General features: G+C 43.8%; 10 protein-coding genes and 5 pseudogenes. 4 read left to right on the top strand and 11 right to left on the bottom strand.

The genetic code is table 11. The annotated features are described in order from the left end of the window. Positions 1–125 precede the first annotated feature (125 nt). The 9 genes and pseudogenes from BJP37_RS22540 to BJP37_RS22585 all read right to left on the bottom strand — a co-directional run bounded on the left by BJP37_RS22540 (position 126) and on the right by BJP37_RS22585 (position 8040). Positions 126–737, bottom strand: coding sequence for a hypothetical protein (locus BJP37_RS22540; protein WP_075902132.1), 612 nt, complete (start codon positions 735–737; stop codon positions 126–128). Positions 738–1047: 310 nt separating this feature from the next. Further along, positions 1048–1164, bottom strand: a pseudogene (locus tag BJP37_RS45155) (transposase); the annotation flags it as partial. A 213-nt stretch (positions 1165–1377) separates the two neighbouring features. Beyond that, a pseudogene (locus BJP37_RS22550) lies at positions 1378–2550 on the bottom strand (group II intron reverse transcriptase); the annotation flags it as partial. Between the two features lie 110 nt (positions 2551–2660). Next, a pseudogene (locus tag BJP37_RS22555) lies at positions 2661–2999 on the bottom strand (reverse transcriptase N-terminal domain-containing protein); the annotation flags it as partial. 561 nt (positions 3000–3560) lie between these two features. Next, positions 3561–3906: pseudogene (locus tag BJP37_RS22565) on the bottom strand (RNA-guided endonuclease InsQ/TnpB family protein); the annotation flags it as partial. A 116-nt stretch (positions 3907–4022) separates the two neighbouring features. After that, a pseudogene (ltrA, locus tag BJP37_RS22570) lies at positions 4023–5943 on the bottom strand (group II intron reverse transcriptase/maturase). A gap of 550 nt (positions 5944–6493) precedes the next feature. After that, positions 6494–7291, bottom strand: coding sequence for an RNA-guided endonuclease InsQ/TnpB family protein (locus BJP37_RS22575; protein WP_075902140.1), 798 nt, complete (start codon positions 7289–7291; stop codon positions 6494–6496). Between the two features lie 105 nt (positions 7292–7396). Next, on the bottom strand, positions 7397–7831 hold the full coding sequence (locus BJP37_RS22580; protein ID WP_075902142.1) for a hypothetical protein: 435 nt from the start codon (positions 7829–7831) through the stop codon (positions 7397–7399). Further along, positions 7831–8040, bottom strand: coding sequence for a hypothetical protein (locus tag BJP37_RS22585; protein WP_075902144.1), 210 nt, complete (start codon positions 8038–8040; stop codon positions 7831–7833). The genes BJP37_RS22580 and BJP37_RS22585 overlap by 1 nt, the downstream gene beginning before the upstream one ends. A 354-nt stretch (positions 8041–8394) precedes the next feature. On the opposite strand from BJP37_RS22585, the gene BJP37_RS22590 reads away from it, so the two are divergent. Beyond that, complete coding sequence (locus BJP37_RS22590; RefSeq protein WP_075902146.1) at positions 8395–10269, top strand: alpha-amylase family glycosyl hydrolase; 1875 nt, start codon at positions 8395–8397, stop codon at positions 10267–10269. A gap of 1407 nt (positions 10270–11676) precedes the next feature. Then, a complete protein-coding gene (locus BJP37_RS22595; RefSeq protein ID WP_075902148.1) occupies positions 11677–13311 on the top strand; it encodes a dynamin family protein in 1635 nt (544 codons plus the stop codon). A 92-nt stretch (positions 13312–13403) separates the two neighbouring features. On the opposite strand, the gene BJP37_RS22600 is transcribed toward BJP37_RS22595, so the two are convergent. After that, complete coding sequence (locus BJP37_RS22600) at positions 13404–16079, bottom strand: ABC transporter substrate-binding protein (RefSeq protein WP_075902150.1); 2676 nt, start codon at positions 16077–16079, stop codon at positions 13404–13406. A gap of 420 nt (positions 16080–16499) precedes the next feature. Between BJP37_RS22600 and BJP37_RS42805 the strand changes: the two genes are divergently transcribed. Together BJP37_RS42805 and BJP37_RS22610 are read left to right on the top strand one after the other, a co-directional pair. Then, entirely contained in the window at positions 16500–18110 is a 1611-nt protein-coding gene (locus tag BJP37_RS42805; RefSeq protein WP_438941541.1) for a TIGR04222 domain-containing membrane protein, read from the top strand. A gap of 67 nt (positions 18111–18177) precedes the next feature. Continuing rightward, entirely contained in the window at positions 18178–18672 is a 495-nt protein-coding gene (locus BJP37_RS22610) for a hypothetical protein (protein ID WP_143727741.1), read from the top strand. Here the strand turns inward: BJP37_RS22610 and BJP37_RS22615 are convergent. After that, the gene (locus BJP37_RS22615; RefSeq protein ID WP_143727742.1) at positions 18646–19200 is read right to left on the bottom strand and encodes a metal-independent carbonic anhydrase family protein; all 555 of its coding nucleotides are present in this window, start codon (positions 19198–19200) and stop codon (positions 18646–18648) included. The genes BJP37_RS22610 and BJP37_RS22615 overlap by 27 nt on opposite strands. Between the last annotated feature and the right edge of the window lie 95 nt (positions 19201–19295).

Below are 19295 nucleotides of genomic sequence, written 5' to 3' on the forward strand. Positions count from 1 at the left end.
ATTCCCGATTCCCGATTCCCGATTCCCGATTCCCGATTCCCGATTCCCGATTCCCGATTCCCGATTCCCGATTCCCGATTCCCCTCTTTAAACAGAAAACCCCACAACCAGAATTGATCTAACTCCTAATCCTGTTCCACCATCTGCACCAATTTCCCGAGAATGGGTTCGATGGGAGGGAGTAAATATTCGGCGAGATCGAGAGTTACTGTTTTTTCTTGCAATTTGAGAAATCGCCATAGGGTGCCAGTGGTTACTGCACCGTAAACCGTTGCGACGTTACCATTATTCTCCTGTTGGTTAAACCGAGCAGCTGCTACCATCGCAGCGATACACTGTCCTAATCCCCCTTTCAGGTCTTCTTTTTTGGCTTCTATAATAATGGCTACCGGGGCTTTAATAAATAACTGTTCCGGTGACAGACTAATAATAAAATCACAGGTGCCATTTAATCCCACTTCTGGATCAACATTAAACTCTTCCCCAGAAAACAAGCTAACCTGGTTTTTATGGAATTCTCTAACAGCGAGTAACACTGGACATATCAAGAGTTCTGATCGGGCTTTTTCGGTATTCAAGGCGATCGCTAGTTGGTAATTTTGGGTGATAAATTCTGCTAAATAAGGACTAGGAGAAATTACGCGATCGCTATCGCTTTCAAAAATATTCCCTTGTTCGATTAAGGTTAAGTCAAAATCATTGACTACTTTTTGAATGGTAAATTGACTGTAAGACATGATATGGGGAAGGGAATCGGGAATCGGGAATCGGGAATCGGGAGAAAAAATTGTTTACTTGATTACTAGTAAAAACGGGCTTATTGCATTTTTTAACTATTTGCTGACATGCTATACTTTTAATGCGATTGACTGTAGGTCACGCGGGGCGCGTTCGCAAAAAGACCGCAAAGTGTGCTATTCAATAATAATGAATTATTAGGTAAATTCAATTATTCAATTTTGTTATGTTTAGCGGGTATGGGGTTTACTTCTACACCTCGGCAGGGAGCTGATGAGTCTCTAGATATTGCTCTTGACACTCCCCGGTCTAAAGACGCGGGGATTCTTCGCTCAACGACCCGACTTGCTGCTTCTGGCCGGAACCAAGAACAGTAGAGGTCAGATCTCCCGAAGCGTTGGGATCTAGGATCCAGGTTCCGGTGTGCCGGAAACGAAACCTTAGTAGAGTGGAGCCTTAGTTAATAAGTTTTGACCCTTTTTCTCATAGCCAGTCCCCTGTAAAGGCTCCACTCTACTTACGGTAACTTCAAACCCCACCGTACCCAAGGCTGTTACGGTCGATGCCTGGTATTATCCAGGGCACCTCCGCTTCAGAACTGGACGTGAAACTTTCGCCTCATCCAGCTCCTGAGTATCCTCAACCAATAGGCTTGCCTAACGGCAGGCTCCAGTGGATTTCTTGGTGGCAGCTTTGATGTACTGCCATTAGGTTCTTGTGCTTCCAATTGTCGTGGTTTCCATCGATGTGATGAAGATGTACAGATTCGTCGCTTAAGAACCTATGTCCGCAATGTCCACAGGAATGGTTTTGCTTTTTCAAAGCTTTAGAGGTAGCATCGTCGTATAATACAGAGTTCCTCAAACTCCAATAGACTAGGTCTCCGTCGTAGGGAGACTTAGTCCCTTTAACGTTTACGTGTTGATTTTGTTCATACCCTACTGCTGGGAAGCCTTTCTTACATAGTTCATTGGCTCTATACCGGTTTACTTTCTTTTCCTTTCGGAATTTACGGTTTGCGGTTTTATTCATGAACCATAAACTATCTCGGGAACTGCTCATGTCGCAGCTTTTATGGTAATTCCTCCATCCGCGCACGATTGGAGCTAATTTTTGGGCTTTTACTTCAGCGCCATAGTTCGAGTTGTTGACCACGGCTTTAATCTTCTTTCGGATGTTCCGATGGTTTTCCACTGAGGGAATACATCGGAATTTTCCGTTTTTCTGGACTCTCATATGCCAGCCGAGGAAGTCAAATCCGTCTGTCGTTTTGGTCAGCTTGGTCTTTTCTTGATTTACCTCTAAGCCCCTTTGGGCTAGGAAGTTTCTCACTTTATCTAAAATCTTCTCAGCGTTGTCTCTAGGCTTAAGAATAAACACCATGTCATCCGCGTATCGGATGCTGGGGTGGATGTTTTCTATTCCGTCAAGGGCAATATTGGCTAAGAGTGGACTAACCACCCCACCTTGGGGCGTGCCTTGCTCCGGGAATTCCGGATTGATGCCTGCTTTTAGACATCTGAATATCCCCATCTTCAGACCCGCAGGTGCTAGCAATCTATCCATAATGGAGCTATGGGAGATGCGGTCAAAGCATTTCTTGATGTCTAGTTCGATTACCCTCTTTTTAATGCCGTTGCTGTTTGATTTTAGGTGTAGGAACAGGCGCTTTTGTGCGTCTTGGGCACTTCGGCCTGTCCTGAATCCGTAGCTGTCGGCACTGAACGTGGCCTCATGGGCTGGTTCGAGAGCATACTTGGCTAGACATTGCCACGCTCTGTCTTGGATTGTCGGTACTTTCAACATTCTCGTACCTCCGGAGACGAAACCTTAGAATAGGGCAGCCTTTATGGTTGGTCGGCTATGGGCAAAAGGGTCAAAACTTTATGATTAAGGCTGCCCTATTCTTGCGGTAACTTCTGACCATTTTTCTTGGCTATGGGTATTTCCCTTAAGCCTTGGTGCGTCCAGTTTTCCGCACTGGATACTAGTTTTTTAAGTACCTCGAACCGTTCTTTGTAGGATAAGGATGATTTTCCGTCTACTCCTGCGGTTCTTTTTCCAAGATTTAGCTGTGTCACTTGACGGATTGCCAGCATTTGTGCTGAGCGGGATTTCAGAATTAGTTTTTGTAAAGACCGCGCCTTTCTCAGGTCACCATCTCGAACTGCTTTATACACTCGCTTTTGTAGGCGGAAAAGGTTCCGGCGGAGTTGCTTCCACTTTTGACTTTTCCAGAGGTCACTATATCTATTTGACATGTGTCTACCCGTGCTCTTCATCAGTTTTGTGTACTCTGGATACCCGCCACCAGTTTAATGATGGCATCCTACCCGACAGTGGGGATTGAGTTTGGCATAACTTACCGAGGCTCGACTACACCTCAGACCCATATTTGCTGTCGTTTTTACTCGTTCCATCTATCAGATTGTTTTGGTGATTTAGGGCAGTCCAATTTGCCTACCCCCTTCTCAGAGATTACAGCTATCGAAAAAATAACGCTGTGAGAATGAGAGGGTCAAGTCGCACATTTTTCATTCCAGATTGTGGCTTCATCCTTAGACACTTTTCTAGGACTAGTTTTACCCATGTCACCTCCCCGTTAGCGCCAGTGATACCTATCTGCTTCGGTTCTGATTGCGCCCTGGTGCCAGCTTCACTCTGCGGAGTTGCCGCTCGCTCGGTGTGGCCAAGATAGGGAGTCACTTGTCTCTTCAAGGGGTGGGTTTTCACCACCATCCGAAAGACAGTTAGAACTTTGAGGTGTTTTTAACCTCGCGAGTCCCCTAGCTCATACCCCTCCAGTCGCTGGAGGCTCCTAGCTAGAACGAGCCGCACCTTTTCAGGATATTGATTGCGGCGTTATGGTCTCGGTCTAACTTGCAACCACATTTGCAAACGTGAGTCCTAGTTGATAGTGATTTCTTGACCACTTCACCGCATTCTGAGCAATTTTGACTGGTATTGGCGGGATTTACTGCAACCGTCACCTTTCCAAATTTTGTACCAAAATGCTCCATCCATTTTCTAAATTGGTACCAACCCGCATCATTAATAGACTTAGCCAGACAATGGTTTTGAACCAGGTTTTTAACTCTTAAATCTTGCCTTACGGCACGCTTCGCGAACATAGGCGACCAGGTCGTTAAACCGGATTACGCAACGTGCCGGAGACGAAACCTTAGATAATGGAGCCTTTATAACAACAGTTTTAACCCTTTTATGCATAACCTACAAACCAAAAAGGCTCCATTATCTTACGGTAACTTCGTTCCCAGTCTCTATTAAACTAAGCCGGGGAGTCGCCTCCACCGACTCGTCTCCAAAACCGTACGTGACAGTTTCCCGTCATACGGCTCCTCGCTACAGGAACCATTGTCATTGGTACCTCTACATTAGAACGGATTATCATCTAGTTCAGAGGAGTCGTTACTTGATTCTTGACACTTGGGTTTGACTTTGGTTCCATGTTTTGCATCGTGGCAATGTAGGTGGAGTAGTTCAAGGTTATTGAGTTGGTCGTTTCCACCTTGTGCGCGTGGTATTATGTGGTGTTTTTCCATTAAGTCATTGTCCCTAAAGGTTAGTCCACAGTGAGTGCATTTCCCTTTTTGTCTTTTGAGAAGTTTTACTTTCTGTTTTGACATTTCCGGGTGCTTACTCATTCTGGTACTCCAGTATATTAAGTCCCCGTTGTAGGGGCTACTGTTTCCTTTAACCTTCGTGTGTCTAATGATTTCTGTCTTTGCATGTTTGGGAAGGTGTGTTCCTTCTTTTGTCATGAAAATCCAGTTATCTGTTTTGGGTACATCCCAGGGGTTCTTTGGCTTTTCAGTTTTAGTTCCCCAATACTTTTTGTTCACCCAGGTTTTTGACTTATTGGGGTGTCTCCTGTATCCCCATCTTTGAAGTTTGTTCCAGAGTAGGCTATCTAACCCTGAGTAGGTCTTTTTGCTGACAACGCTTCGGTTGTAATTGCACCAACCTTGTATAATGGGTTTGAGTTTGCTAATTAAAGCAGCCTGAGGTGCGGCTAGGTGACTTTCTATTATCCCGTCTAGCTGCTCCCTATGTTCTTTCACTTTCTTTTTCGATGGTTTAATGAGGGTCTTAAAACCTTGTTTAGCTTGATGTTTTCCCACTGGGTATTGACGGATGTTAAATCCTAAAAAGTCAAATCCTTCTTTGGTGTGGGTCAATCTGGTTTTACTTGGTTTTAATTCCAGTCCTATGTCAGTTAACCATGCTTCTATAACTTCTCTACACTTTTCTACCACTTCTTTGGTTTTGTGTATGATGACGAAATCGTCAGCATATCTTATGAGACTTACGCTTCTTTTTCTGTCTCGCTTTCCTCTTACTTGAGTTTCTTTAAACGAGAGATTTTCTACGTATTTTTCTATAGTCTCTTCCATTCCGTGGAGGGCTATATTGGCCAGAAGGGGTGATATTATTCCTCCCTGTGGTGTACCCTCATTCGTAGGGGATAGTGTTCCTTCGTCTATTACTCCCGCTTTTAACCATCCTTTGATTAATCGCTTCATAGTGGGGAAGGTATTTAATTTTGAGAGTAGCTTATCATGGTTGATTTTATCGAAGCACTTTGATATGTCTGCATCAAGAACCCATTTTGGTTTCTTCGAGATACTGTCAAATATTGCTTCGATTGCGTCGTGACATGACCTTCCTGGTCTGAAACCATATGAGTTGGCTTCAAAGTGTGCTTCCCATTCGGGCTCTAGTGCCTGTTTGGTTAGTGCCTGTAATGCTCTGTCGTATATGGTTGGTATTCCCAAAGGTCGTTTTTCTTTACGACCAGGTTTTTCTATCCACACCCTGCGAGTAGGTAATGGTCGTTTGTATACCTTAAGGCTGGCTGCTAAGTTTAGTCTTTGTTTGCCTGTTAAGGCTTTTCGACCATCTATTCCGGCAGTCTTTTTGCCTTTATTTTGTTGGGATACTTTTCTGACGGCGAGCATTTTGGCTGACCAGGACTTCATTAGAGTCTTTTGTATCCGCCTTACCACGCGAACATCCCCACGGCTCGAGGCTTGATATATTCGTTGTCTTGATGCAGTCGCTCATGGGGGAAACCCCCAAGACCGCGCTGCATCGCTTTTGTAACTTGAATACTGTGATTTCTAACTTTCGCCAGTTCACTTTATTCCATTCCGACTGTGGAGCGAACCCCCGAGTTTTGGACATATTCATTACTACTTACAACCATATCTTTTCCTATACACGTGAGTCCGTCAGCGTATTCACTACATTACATAGTGACATTTGCTTCTGACTCTATCTTTCCATCGTAGGCCATGGGGCTAACTACCTTCTTAGGAAATCGACCTTTCCTAAGAGTACCTACGTGGTTACTTCGTTCCTGATTACCATTCTTTATGCTTTTAGAGTGATACTATCCACCGGGAGTTTTAGAGAAATCATCATAAAGATGCCAAACCTTATGATTCTATGTCCTCCGGAACTTTTGTTTCCAGCGTTTCTAGCCTTATTGCGCTGGTTGAAGATTACGATGGTTCAGATGTATCTTCCCTTTCGGTACTCATGAGCATGTTGCCTGCTACTCCATATTTAGTGTCTGTTCGACCCCGCTTCAACCTAGAGGTTGTTAATTCTCAGTGGTTAGGGGTAGGGCTGTCACTCAGATTTCGTGAGGGTTGGTCTTTCACCAACATGGTAATCAAGTTATCAAGGTATTTTCCTTGTGATTAATCCCCCGATTTATTTCGGTTTCTAATCAACGAATCGCACTGGCATGTTCTTCACGTTGCCTACTTATTTTAAGGTGCTGTCTACCTAATCTGTTAACTGCTTTTCTACGGTTGGATGTTCGCGAAGCGTGGCCTACGGCCTTGCCTTTCTTTTTTCTATAAACTCTGCGCTGATAGAACTTAAGGCGTTTTTCTCCCGTCCTGTAAAAACGGGGATTAGGTTCAGTTTTTCCAGTAGAATCAGTATAGAACTCTTTTAGTCCAACATCCAAGCCAACAGCCGACCCCGTTGGTTCTAATTCTTCTTTGATGTCAACTGAAACACAAAACTGGACATAATAGCCATCCGCTCTGCGGACTATCCGAACCCGCTTAATCTGTTTTTTGTCGAAACGCCATAAGTCCCATGTCCCTTTAAGTTTGAGCTTTCCAATCCCCTTCTTGTCACTAAATGTAATTGACTTCTTGTCAGAGGACAGCTTCCAACCAGACTGTTTGTACTCCACTGAACGGCAGTTTTTCTGGAATTTAGGAAAGCCTTTTTTCCCGGGTACCTTTTTCTTACAGTTATCAAAGAACCGAATAATTGATGACCATGCTCTTTCTGCGCTAGACTGACGAGCCGTAGAGTTCAATTCATTGGCAAAAGGGAAATTATTGGCTAGGACTGCACTGTATTTGTTGAGGTCAAATTTGTTAACCCCTTTATTGTCCATCCAATACCTGAGACAGCTATTGCGAATGAATTTAACAGTCCGAATAGCCTCATCAATAGCAGAATATTGATGCTTCTTTCCTTTTGCCTTGAACTCTAAGATTATCATCAGTTTCGACCTCAACTGTATCTATTCTTATTCTACAGCACCTAGAATAAAATTTCGGATTTTTTCAGAATATTTCTCACAGGCGGCTAAAGCCGCTATTCGCTTTCATCCCCGGTCTAAAGACACGGGGTTTTCAGCGTTTAGATTTTGATAAGCATCCTTATCCCCACCAAATGAATCGACAGAGATTTGGCGCTCTGGCATTGGCTTGAGAGGGGCGTTGATGGGACTGTGTTTGCAGTAGCAAATTACAACCATATCGAAATCCATGTCAACTGGGATATCTGGTGTGTAGGTTTCAACCCGTGTAACTTCCCAATCGCTTTGACGGTAATGGGTTGATGAATCTGGATAGTTAGGATCAACAAACTGATCAACTCGAATAAACTCTGGCGGACGGTATCCCGGTTCAGGCAGCGCCTTGTCGGAGCAGTCGTAATGCTCGAATAAAGTTTTCGTCAGAGAGCCAGAGTGAGCATATTTGCGCTCTTTCCATCCGGGTTGACGCTTTTCAGCACGAAATACAATCCATTTACGCATTAGTCTTGCTCCTGTTCGGTGTCGTAATAGGATTTGGGAAATTCAGTTTTTCCTTCAAACACACAATCGACTTCAAGAATGGGGTTACCTGTTTCCTCAATATCAACCAATTGCCAGCCATATTTCTGTGCCATTTCCTCGCAGCAGTCCTGATCCGCTGCTGCATGGCGTGACTTGTTTTCGTATTTGTCGTACCTGGGTTTTGCCATACTTAAGTTGCTCCTAGTTCCGTATAGTCGGACTTTGGAGAAGTGGTCTCGGCTGAGTGTGGCTGTAGTTGCCGGAGCGGATTCTAGATTTCTATTATACAGGTACCAGGCTGTATAGTAATTTATTGGATCTAATCTTCACATTCTAGCCTTTGGCTGGCTTCGTTTCGAGGTTTTTAAGAGCTCTGCATCGCTACTCCCGATTCCCTCGGTGCGCTTTCCGTAGGCGAATTAAATTCGCCACGGGTCGCACCGCTCCCGATTCCCGACTCCCCCTAATCTTTTGCGGAATATAATTATCAACTGGTGTATACCGTTAAAGAAACGAACATCGATTCACCAAAGGTTTCCATCGTGTCCACTCCAGTTGAACCATGCTCCCCCCAAACCCTCGCTGAGGCTAACCTGCAACCGAGGGGCAATGTTTATCCCAGTCCCATTACTTGGCGAGACCAGATTCTATACTTTCTGCTACCTGACCGATTCAGTGATGGGTTAGAAGCAGAACGGAAACAGTTTGACCGTAGTAACCCAGACCAATTTAAAGCCAAAAATAAAGGTGACTGGATGAGCCAGGGAAAACGGTTTCAAGGGGGTACCCTCAAGGGAATCGAAAGTAAATTGGACTACTTGAAACAATTAGGTGTCACTACCCTTTGGATTGGTCCAGTTTGGCGACAACGGATTGAACTAGACACCTATCACGGCTACGGGATTCAAAATTTCCTAGAGGTTGACCCTCGATTTGGCAGCCGTCAGGATTTACGGGATTTAGTAGATGCTGCCCATGAGCGGGAAATGTATGTGATCTTAGACATCATTTATAACCACAGCGGCAATAACTTTTTCTACAAAGACGAGAATGATAATCCTCAGGCTACCCTTCCCTACCGTTTTGAACCCCCTTATCCATTTCATAGTTGGCGTTCTGGCACGGGTAAAGCAATTCCCCAAATCACTACAGAAATTGATGGGGTATGGCCTCAAGAATTTCAAAACATGGATTGGTACACTCGTGCTGGTCATATTAACGAATGGGGTGCAGACCCTTGGGAAGACAAACTGCATCCAGATCTAGAATTTCGCCGAGGAGATTTCTTTGATTTAAAAGACATTAATTTGGCTAAACCGGAAGTCTTAGCAGGGATTATTAAAGTCTATCAATACTGGATTGCCCTAAGTGACTGCGATGGATTTCGCATTGATACCGTTAAGCATATTCCTTGGGAAGTTTCCCGTAGTTTTTGTGGTGCTATCCGGGAATATGCGGAATCGATTGGTAAGGATAACATCCTACTGTTGGGAGAAGTAACCGATGGGGCTCATATGTCCCGCAACTACCTGGAAGTATTTGGTCGCAATTTGGATGCTGTGCTTGATATTGGGGAACCCACAAAGCGATTAGCACAGATGGTAAAAGGATTAACACCGCCAAGGGAGTTTTTTGGTCAATTTGAGGATCATAATATCCTTGGTAGTCACCGGGAAACGGGACGGTATCATGTTTCGATCTTAGATGACCATGATATGGTTGGACGCGATCGCAAGCATCGGTTTGCTGCTAATAACTCTATTCCTAGTAAATACCAGCAAATAGCCCATGCGGTAGGGGTGCAACTGACCACGTTGGGTATACCCTGTATCTATTACGGTACTGAACAAGCATTTGATGGCACAGAAAACCGCCATGATCCTAGTGTTGAACCAATCAATGAGTATGGCAACATTTCCAATAGCGATCGCTATATTCGTGAATCGATGTTTGGGGGTAGCTTTGGGGCATTTGAAACCAGTGGCTGTCACTTCTTTGACTCAGACCATCCCACCTATCTCAGAATTTCTGCGATCGCAAACCTCCGGAATCGACCAGATGTGATTGGTAAAACCCTACGTGGCGGTCGTCAATACCTCCGAGAAACCTCCTATCTCGGCAAACCTTTTGCTATTCCTGATGCTGGAGAATTAATTGCCTGGTCAAGGATTCTCTACAATCAAGAAATTCTGGTTGCTTTAAACACCCATGGCACTGAAAACCGTGGTGCATACGTCACCATTGATGCCTCACTACACCCCCATGGGTCAACCCTTACTCTGCTCTACAACAGTTACTGGAGTAACTCTCAATTACGCAATCCACCCCAGAATCAAACTGTAATCGTTCAACATGACGAGGGTAGGGCAACCGTCAGGATTGAGTTACCTCCTAGTGGCATGATGATTTTGGCCTAGGGATTCTACCGCAAAACTATCGATGATTATAACATTTTACTGGTTTAGCGATGTGAGGGGTTGCACCCCACATTTAGTTTGTTATACTGAGATCAAGTAGATACACCCTGATGATCAAGAGAGTCACAAGCACGGCTCTCTATTTTTTTTTGAGATTGCTGAACAGTTCTGATGGTGATTGAAGTCAAGGGTTTCAAGGGTTTCAAGTCAACTGGTGGTTGCTGCATGAGTGCGAACGCTTCATCCCAATCATTAAGCCGATGCACACTATTAAGTTTTGTAACATTTTACTGGGCTAAAGGGGTGAGGGGTTGCACCCCACATTTATCTTGCTATACTTAGATCAGTAGATGCACCCTGATGATCGAGAGAGTCACACCAACGGCTCTCTATTTTTTTTGAGATTGCTGAAAAATTCTAATGGTGTTTGAAGTCAAGGGTTTCAAGTCAACTGGTGGTTGCTGCATGAGTGCGTACGCTTGATCAGAATCATTAAGCCGATGCACACTATTAAGTTTTGTAACATTTTACTGGGCTAAAGGGGTGAGGGGTTGCACCCCACATTTATCTTGCTATACTTAGATCAGTAGATGCACCCTGATGATCGAGAGAGTCACACCAACGGCTCTCTTATTTTTTTTTGAGATGGCTTAACAGTTCTTTACGTATTTGAAGTTATAGCTTTGGAAGCGGTGCGTACGCTTCATCCCAATCATTAAGCCTCACCAAACTATTAAGTTTTGTAACATTTTGCTTTGGGAAAGGGGTGAGGGGTTGCACCCCACATTTATCTTGCTATACTTAGATCAGTAGATGCACCCTGATGATCGAGAGAGTCACACCAACGGCTCTCTATTTTTTTTTGAGATTGCTGAAAAATTCTAATGGTGTTTGAAGTCAAGGGTTTCAAGTCAACTGGTGGTTGCTGCATGAGTGCGTACGCTTGATCAGAATCATTAAGCCGATGCACACTATTAAGTTTTGTAACATTTTACTGGGCTAAAGGGGTGAGGGGTTGCACCCCACATTTATCTTGCTATACTTAGATCAGTAGATGCACCCTGATGATCGAGAGAGTCACACCAACGGCTCTCTATTTTTTTTTTGAGATGCCTTAAGAGTTATTTACTTATTTGAATAGGTTTTAAGCGGCGCGAACGCTTGATCCCAATCATTAAGCCGATGCACACTCTTAAGTTTTGTAACATTTTGCTGGCTTCGAGGGATGAGGGGTTGCACCCCACATTTATCTTGCTATACTTAGATCAGTAGATGCACCCTGATGATCGAGAGAGTCACACCAACGGCTCTCTATTTTTTTTGGCTATACTGTATTTGCTATCGTGCTGAGTGGTGGGTTCAAGTCGAGGAGTCGAAGCAAAGACCAATTACTGAACACAACTTGTCATGGAAGATCAGGAAATCGATCAGTCTGTTGTTAATTCTCTTAGGTCTGCTATCGGTCTGCTTGATTTACAGCAAGACTCACCCTTGCGAAAGGATGTGATTGCCCTGTGCGACCATTTAGAAAATCCCACATTTAGGATTGCTGTCTTTGGTCCGTTTAATTATGGAAAATCCACCTTGCTCAATGCTTTGCTAGGAAAGCGCACTCTGCCCATTGGTCTAATTCCCACTACAGGGGCTGCGATTCATATCCGATATGGAGAAGAATTGCATACTCGAATTACCCTCACTGATGGCACAGAAATTAGTGAAAATAGCACAGAGGTCCTCAAGCGCTATGCTATCCTAGATGAGCAACGGTGTATGCGGTCTGATGTCGCTTCGGTAGAGGTTTACTGTCCCCATCCCTTCCTAAAAACTGGTGTAGAATTTCTGGATTTACCAGGAACAAATGACCGGGAAGCTCAGGATAAATTAGTGCGCGACCAACTGCTAACGGCAGATTTAGTAGTTCAAGTACTGGATGGTCGCCAGCTGATGACCTTGGGTGAGCGGGAAAACCTGAGAGATTGGTTAATAGATAGAGGAATCAAGACTGTTGTTTTTGTAGTCAATTTCCTGAATTTATTGGAACCTAATCAGCAAAAAGAAGTCCAGACTAGGCTACGGTTTGTAGCGGAAAGTTTTCGGTCGGAATTACCGAATACCCTTAGTAACTTGTATCGCGTTGATGCCCTACCGGCTTTGAGAGCTAGACTAAAAGGATTATCTGAGCAAGCACACACGACGGGATTGGCGATGTTTGAATCAGCACTGCAAAGTATCGTAGCTGCTCAACTGGAAAAGACAACGGTTCGCCTGGATCGTGTGGATGCGATCGCAACTCAAGTTAAAGCAGCACTACAGTCTAAAATCCAAGTCATCAACTCAGAATTAGAAACTGTTCAACAGAAGCATCAGGCTAAACTTGAGCTACAACAAAAAGCTCAGAAATTGATTAAACAAGGATTCCAAGCCGCTGTTTCTGATTTCGAGAGTTGGCTCTATTTGCCCAAACTGTTAGAACGCTATCAATCGAAACTTCTGACAGCACTTCAGCAAGGGGAATTTAACCCTTGGCAAGCACAATTCCAACAAGACATGGATGGATATCAACAAGCAATCCAGGAATGGGTTGATAAAGCTTGTGAGTTTTTTGAGCATCAGTCTCCTGGTAAGCTAATCATTTCTGTTCCCGATACTCCCCAAGTTATTATACCTGAGCCTCCCGACTCTTCCGAGGAGTTAAAGAAAGTTATCCCAATTGCTCTTTCTACTGGAATCCGTTTGGCTTTAAAAGGTAAAGTGGGCGCAGCTATGGCTGGAGGGGCTAGCTATATCCTCAGTAAAGGGGCAAAGAAAAATAAGTCAGATTCATCCGCTGACTCTTATGACCATCAAGTAGCCCAAGCCTTAAGTGATGCAGCTAAGGATTATCTGACTTGTTTCAGTACTGACGCTTTCTCCATGGTGCGTCAGTATCAAACCAAGGCAGAGAAAGTGATCAGTTTGCCAAGAAATCAAGAACAACAGGATGTCAGCAGCAACGTTTATCAGCTGCAGTTATTAAATAGTGTTTTAGAAAGATTGAATTAAGAATGGTGAATTAAGAATTTAGAATTCTGTCAGCCTTTGGCTGATCGCTGAATGCTGAATGCTGAATGCTGATAGCTAATATCTTAATACTTTCAATCACAAGAATAATACTCAAGGGGCACAAAGGCTAAACCAAAGAAGCTCTTGGGACAAGGCACGATATGAACTAATTCTCCAGGAGGATTCTTGCGATCACCGTTGGATTCAAACTCAATGGTTCCTGTTGCACCATCAGCACTAAAACCATCACTTGCTAATGTTTTCTGGATACCCTTACGTGTCGGTTTATTTGACATTTCTAACGCCTTAATCAACGTACGAGTGGCATCATAGGTGGTAGCTGTGGTCGGATTTACTGGTCCATGCCACAATTTCCTAGTGTCTTCAGTAAATTTTTGGTTAGGACTGCTTCGGGGATGCCAGGGAACAAATAAAACTACTTTCTCCAATGGCTTTAAATCTCTGATGCTTAGAGTCTGGGGACTGTAGAGAATCCATTCCCCTACTATCAAATTACGACCGTTGTTAGTTTTGATTAACTCAATAGAATTCTTCAAAGCATCAGTGACTTGACCATCTGGAAGTAACACCAAGGGGGTTTCCCCATATTTCCTTACTTCCTCTAGGGCTTTGTTGGCGTTGAAGTTACTTTTGGATAAATCATCCTCTCGGACTTGTATGATCCTTCCTCCCTTGGCGTAAAATTTTTGTTTGAATTTCTGCCATCCATAGCTACTAAATGGGCTTTGAGGAGTGTAAAAAACTGCCGCTTGGCGTTGACCTATCTTAAGTAGGTGCTCAACTAAACTATCAGTTTCGTCTTCAGTAGTAGGTACAGTCCGAAATAAAAAATTTCTAGGGTTAGTTGTGAGTTCTGTTGTCATGGCATAGGGAGCAATCAATACCAGCTTCCCATTTTGATAAGTATCTACAGCGGCAAGAGTTGTTTCACTAGTCCAGTGACCGATGACTCCTAGAATACTCGATTGCTTCACCAATAAGCTTGCTCTTGCTTTCGCCTCCTCTTCACGATTGGCATCATCAGCAATTACGACTCTGAGTCCAATCCTATTATTAATCCCTTTAGGGTAAGGCCGTTGGCCACGCTTCGCGATCAGGAAATCTTTACCTGGAAATTGCTGAATCAGTTCGTTATTGTCTTCAAAGAGTCCCAAATTAACTTCCGTTTGAGCTTGGGCAATTCCTCGCAGAATTTCTTTAGCACCATTGGCATCTTTTACTGATTGAGTTGGGGTGTCAATCATGGGAATTGTAACAGCTATTGTATAATATTTTTTTCCTTCAGCTTCCAGTAGCGCATTATTCAAGTAAATTAATGTTTCCGGATCCGCTCCATTCTGTTGCCAGGATTGTTTAAGTAACTTAACAGCTGTTTTATAGTGAGCTTTTGTCCAAAAGCAATTCCGAACTTTTTCCCTGGTTTCTTGATGCCAAATTCCTAAATAATTTCTGAATGGCTCCTGACACTTAGCTAGTAACTTCACACTCCGTTGCTTGAAACGTGGAGCAGAGGTTGTATCCAGTATCTCTTCCCCAGAACTAATCTTGTCTCCTAGCTTGTTAGGTTCTGTGCCAATTTTGTAAATTCCGTAAATGCTAACGATCGCAACAGTCCCTAACGCTAATTTAATCAAAAGTTTAACTAATGATCCTGACACTGGCCAACGCCAAGGTTGTGCTTTAGGATGCTGATAAATCACTGGTAACCAAGTAGCGTAGGGTAATTTTCTATCTAATCGATTCTCTAGATAATGCAGTCTTTTTTGTGCTACTTTAACTGCCTTCTGGAGAGACTTTCCTTGAGAAAATTCTTCCAGAAAAAACCTGAGGAAAGTCTGGGCAACTTCATCGGGCACTGGCTCTTTCATAATAATCGCTTGTGGCATTTGTAATTTAGCTAGAGCATTGGCTAAACCTAAACCATCACAGCTATTAAATATAGCTAGCTTCAAACCGTTTTTAATGGCTTGCTTGAGAGCTGGCATTAACTCATCAATGATAATACTGTCTTCCTGATTTATATAAATTCGACCGGTTTCATCATTACATTCGCTATAACTATGACCAGCAAAAAACAGAATATCCCAGCCTTCTTTTTCCCAAAGTTTTTGGTCTAACTCCTCTCGTGTCGGTTCTACTAGAAAGCAAGAGGATGAGTCTAAGCTAGAGACTTGCTGCCAATAGTTGCGGTCTGTTTCGATATCAATTCCGTCACTGTTACCAAGAATGGCTAATAGTCTGACTCGATTTCTCAGTTTAGTTTCTGGATGTGGCTGGTATTCCAAGGGAATTAAACTAAATTCAACGGAGTCATGATTATTTTCCCATACATCCCACAGGTGCCATGGTAATCGTTGAAGCTGAGGATTATCGGTCTGAATCAATACCCGAGTCTCGCGATGACGGCTTAACTCAGTGGTTAATTGATTTCTGATCTTGTCAAAGCCATCCGATCTAGAATTCAGCCATTGGTTAATAGTGTTCCTTAACTCGTCAACCAATTGCTCACAGGATTTAACCGAAGAGATGTACAGTCCTTTGGGAGTTAAGCGGGGGTTTCGGTAAAAATACTCTAAATTACGATATCCTTGCTGCCAATCGGTGTATAGTTGATAAATTTCGGGGTTTGGGGCCAACCGACTCATAATTTTTCCTTCAGCTGACTTGTCTGTTGTTCCCCATGCCAAAGTGACTCGAATTCCACTATCTAGGTCACCATCTAGTGTTAGAATAATAACTCTATTCATTGCCGTATTTTTGTAGATTGCCAGATCCAATAAGCTAGAGGAGTCTGTTTGACTCTGATTGACTGACGAAAATTTCCATGTTGATGATTAGCGCTGTTACTCCCTCAGGATTTACTAGGAATTTTAATCCTAAGAATTGTCAGTCAAGCAGCGCTTTGAGTTATGGGGCTATGGGATTCAGGCAACTAGCATACTTTCTAGTATATGGACTATACCATATTTTTGATATTATCCAGAAATATTTAAACTATCTTCACATTTATTTGAACAAAATCGCGACGCATTCCCCCACCTGGGCGTAGACCACCCTACGCGAACGCAAAATCAAGAGACCTTTTCATAAAACCTTATTTTTAGGCTGAATAGAAATATATGGGTAGATTCAGGTAACTAGCATTCTACAAGAAAACACAAACAATGATGAACCTTCAACAAACCCAAATTTATCAACGCCTTCAGGCATTTTCTTTAGATGATCCTGAGGCCAAATTTCCCTTTAGCAAGCGACTAGCTCGGGAAAATCAGTGGAGTCTTAACTACACTCAGCGGGTAATTGAGGAATACAAAAAATTTGCGTTTCTAGCAGTAGTAGCTGACCATCCCGTCTCCCCTTCTGACCCAGTGGATCAAGTGTGGCATCTACACTTGACCTATACCCATTCTTACTGGGATGAATTTTGCCCAAACATTCTACAAACCCCCTTTCATCATCTGCCTAGTGGTGGTGGTGCCAGTGAAAAGTCTAAATTCGACGATTGGTACAGTAAAACCCTAGCCAGCTATCACTATTTCTTTGGGGAAGCGCCACCAGTAGATATTTGGGCACCCGCTGATATTCATGTTAGTCAGCATGTCAATTTTGTGCGGGTAAACCCTCAGCAGCACTGGATTTTACCTAAAGTTAATTGGTTTTGCCCCCCTGCCCCCCAATTTTTCGGTGCGACCCGTGGCGAATTTAATTCGCCAACGGAAAGCGCACCGGGAGGGGTAATGATGTCAAAGTCCCCCAGAATTGGGGGATTTAGGGGGCACTTACCTAAGGTTAGTTTAAACTCACTCCCCAACTTCAGCCTCAACCAATACGCGATTGTTTTCCTATTGTTCGTCTTGACAGTAACAATCACAGGTTGTGAGTCATTAGCCTTAGTCAATAGCGCAAATCCACTTAATTTTACAGGACCATTATTTCTTAGGTTCTATCTATTGCTAGTAAGTGCTGCGGTAGTCTTGGCCTACGGTTTACGTTGGTATCTACGAGAACCAACTTCCGATCCCTATGGGAAATCCATCTCTCTCGATCCCTATGAGACAGGCTATTTAGTTGGTGGTAAAAAGGGAGCTATCGATACAGCGATCGTTAACCTTGTAAAGCGTGGACATTTACAACCTGTGCCCAAAAACCGAGGGCTAGAATTAGTCAATCCCTTGGGTAACACAACTAATCCCCTTGAGTTGAAAATTGAGAATGCTGTCAAAATTGGTGAGAACATCACTCAAATCAGAGCATCTGCTGCATCCGCTACAGACCAAATACGCGATCGCTTAACCGATCTCAATCTATTACTTACAGAAGACCAGGGCAAATCAGCCCAGCAATATCCCGCACTTCCTCTGTTTGCTGTCTTGCTCCTAGGAATCAGCAAAATTATAGTAGGCATTTCGCGACATAAGCCAGTCGGTTTCCTGATGATACTGTGCCTGATGACAGCAATTATTGGTTTGGGCTTTCTGGTTGTACCAGTAAAGCATAGTCGTTATGGGGATACTGTATTAGACAATCTAAGAGATACCCATTGGATGCTACAAAATCCTAAAGACAATTCTCAACTAGCCCTGGCATTTGCTCTATTTGGTAGTACAGTTTTGAGCCAATATGGTCTACAAAACTTGCTAAAGGTATTTAATCCTCCCAGCTATTCTGGTAATAGCGGTGGCTGCGGTGGCGGTGGCTGCGGTGGCGGTGGCGGTGGCGGTGGCGGTGGTGGCGGCGGCTGCGGTGGCGGCTGTGGTGGCTGTGGTGGCGGTGGCTAAAGAATTATAGCGGTTTCCGCGACTGTGAGGTACATCTTGATCAGCCCTACTAGGGGAAAGCCATTTCTTGTGTACCTCATCCAACCACAGAACCGCTCTATTTGATCGTTATCCTTGTCTTCCTTATGGTGCCAAAGCATTGCTTGAGAGTGACTTTGATGATTGCTTTTGGCTCACCGTTGTTCATCACAGGAGGTCTCTTAGCAAAATATTTAATGATGCCATACCTCAAGGCCAAGCTAGGGCACTAGCTGAATTTTACGCATCAAAAACACCACCTACAGCTCAAGCAGAATCTAAGGAAGCAGTACCCGAAACGCCCAAGCCAGAAGCAAATCAGCCTCCTGTAGAGCCGAGCGCATTATCTGAAGCATCACAGATAGAAGCAGCACCCGAAATGACCCAACCACCAGAAGAGATTCAACCGCCAAAAGAGTCGAGCCAGCAACAGCAATGGGTGGAAAGTCTAGCGCCAGACCTAGCTCAACTTTTGTCAGACGTGCGATCGCGTAGCGTGACCTACGGTCAATCGCCCTTATTGTGCTTGATACGGCAGAGATGAATGGTGCAGATTGATTTTCAGATCACCGTTTTCATCGCGAACATAACCAAAAGAGTATTCTACCTTGATCTCGCTACCGTCTGTTTTGGTGAAAAAATACTCACCCATCGATATGGCTGTATCGCAGTTGGTAATAATTCCTTCATTCTCAAAGCGCACTTTATTATAGGGCGCAAGAGCAAAACCTTTATCTTCGCTGATGCTGCCGCCGACAAAATAAGACAAAGCCTCTTTCTCCGTGCCTCTGAACGGATCATCGCTGGCTAGTGTTGGTTTGAACAAAACCGTACCAAGATCATAAGCATAAAGCCTGTCAAGAGTACTTTGTGCTTCTGCTTGTGGGTTTTGTGCCTTGCCAATGGCGACAATGGCTTTGCCCCAGCTTTCCTGTGCAGCTAGAACATCGTTTTTTGTGACAGGATTTTCGCATGGCGCAGCCTGTGCCCTTGGCGTACCACCAACGTTCGTGCAACCAGTCATTGTGGTTACTGTGGATAGGATTAAAAGTGCAGAGAAATATGGTTTCATGGTGATCTTTTTCTTTTATAAGACTAGGCGTAAATCTCAGTACAGGACAATTTTTGCCAACAGAGCAGCGTGGGCGTAGCGCAATCGGTGCTTTT

Origin of the sequence: Moorena bouillonii PNG, from assembly GCF_001942495.1 — a bacterium.
Lineage (GTDB): Bacteria > Cyanobacteriota > Cyanobacteriia > Cyanobacteriales > Coleofasciculaceae > Moorena > Moorena bouillonii.

Coding starts and splice junctions, on each gene's coding strand:
- BJP37_RS22600 (WP_075902150.1), bottom strand. CDS start 16,079: ATGAATAGAGTTATTATTCTAACACTAGATGGTGACCTAGATAGTGGA.
- BJP37_RS42805 (WP_438941541.1), top strand. CDS start 16,500: ATGAACCTTCAACAAACCCAAATTTATCAACGCCTTCAGGCATTTTCT.
- BJP37_RS22615 (WP_143727742.1), bottom strand. CDS start 19,200: ATGAAACCATATTTCTCTGCACTTTTAATCCTATCCACAGTAACCACA.
- BJP37_RS22540 (WP_075902132.1), bottom strand. CDS start 737: ATGTCTTACAGTCAATTTACCATTCAAAAAGTAGTCAATGATTTTGAC.
- BJP37_RS22575 (WP_075902140.1), bottom strand. CDS start 7,291: ATGATAATCTTAGAGTTCAAGGCAAAAGGAAAGAAGCATCAATATTCT.
- BJP37_RS22585 (WP_075902144.1), bottom strand. CDS start 8,040: ATGGCAAAACCCAGGTACGACAAATACGAAAACAAGTCACGCCATGCA.
- BJP37_RS22595 (WP_075902148.1), top strand. CDS start 11,677: ATGGAAGATCAGGAAATCGATCAGTCTGTTGTTAATTCTCTTAGGTCT.
- BJP37_RS22580 (WP_075902142.1), bottom strand. CDS start 7,831: ATGCGTAAATGGATTGTATTTCGTGCTGAAAAGCGTCAACCCGGATGG.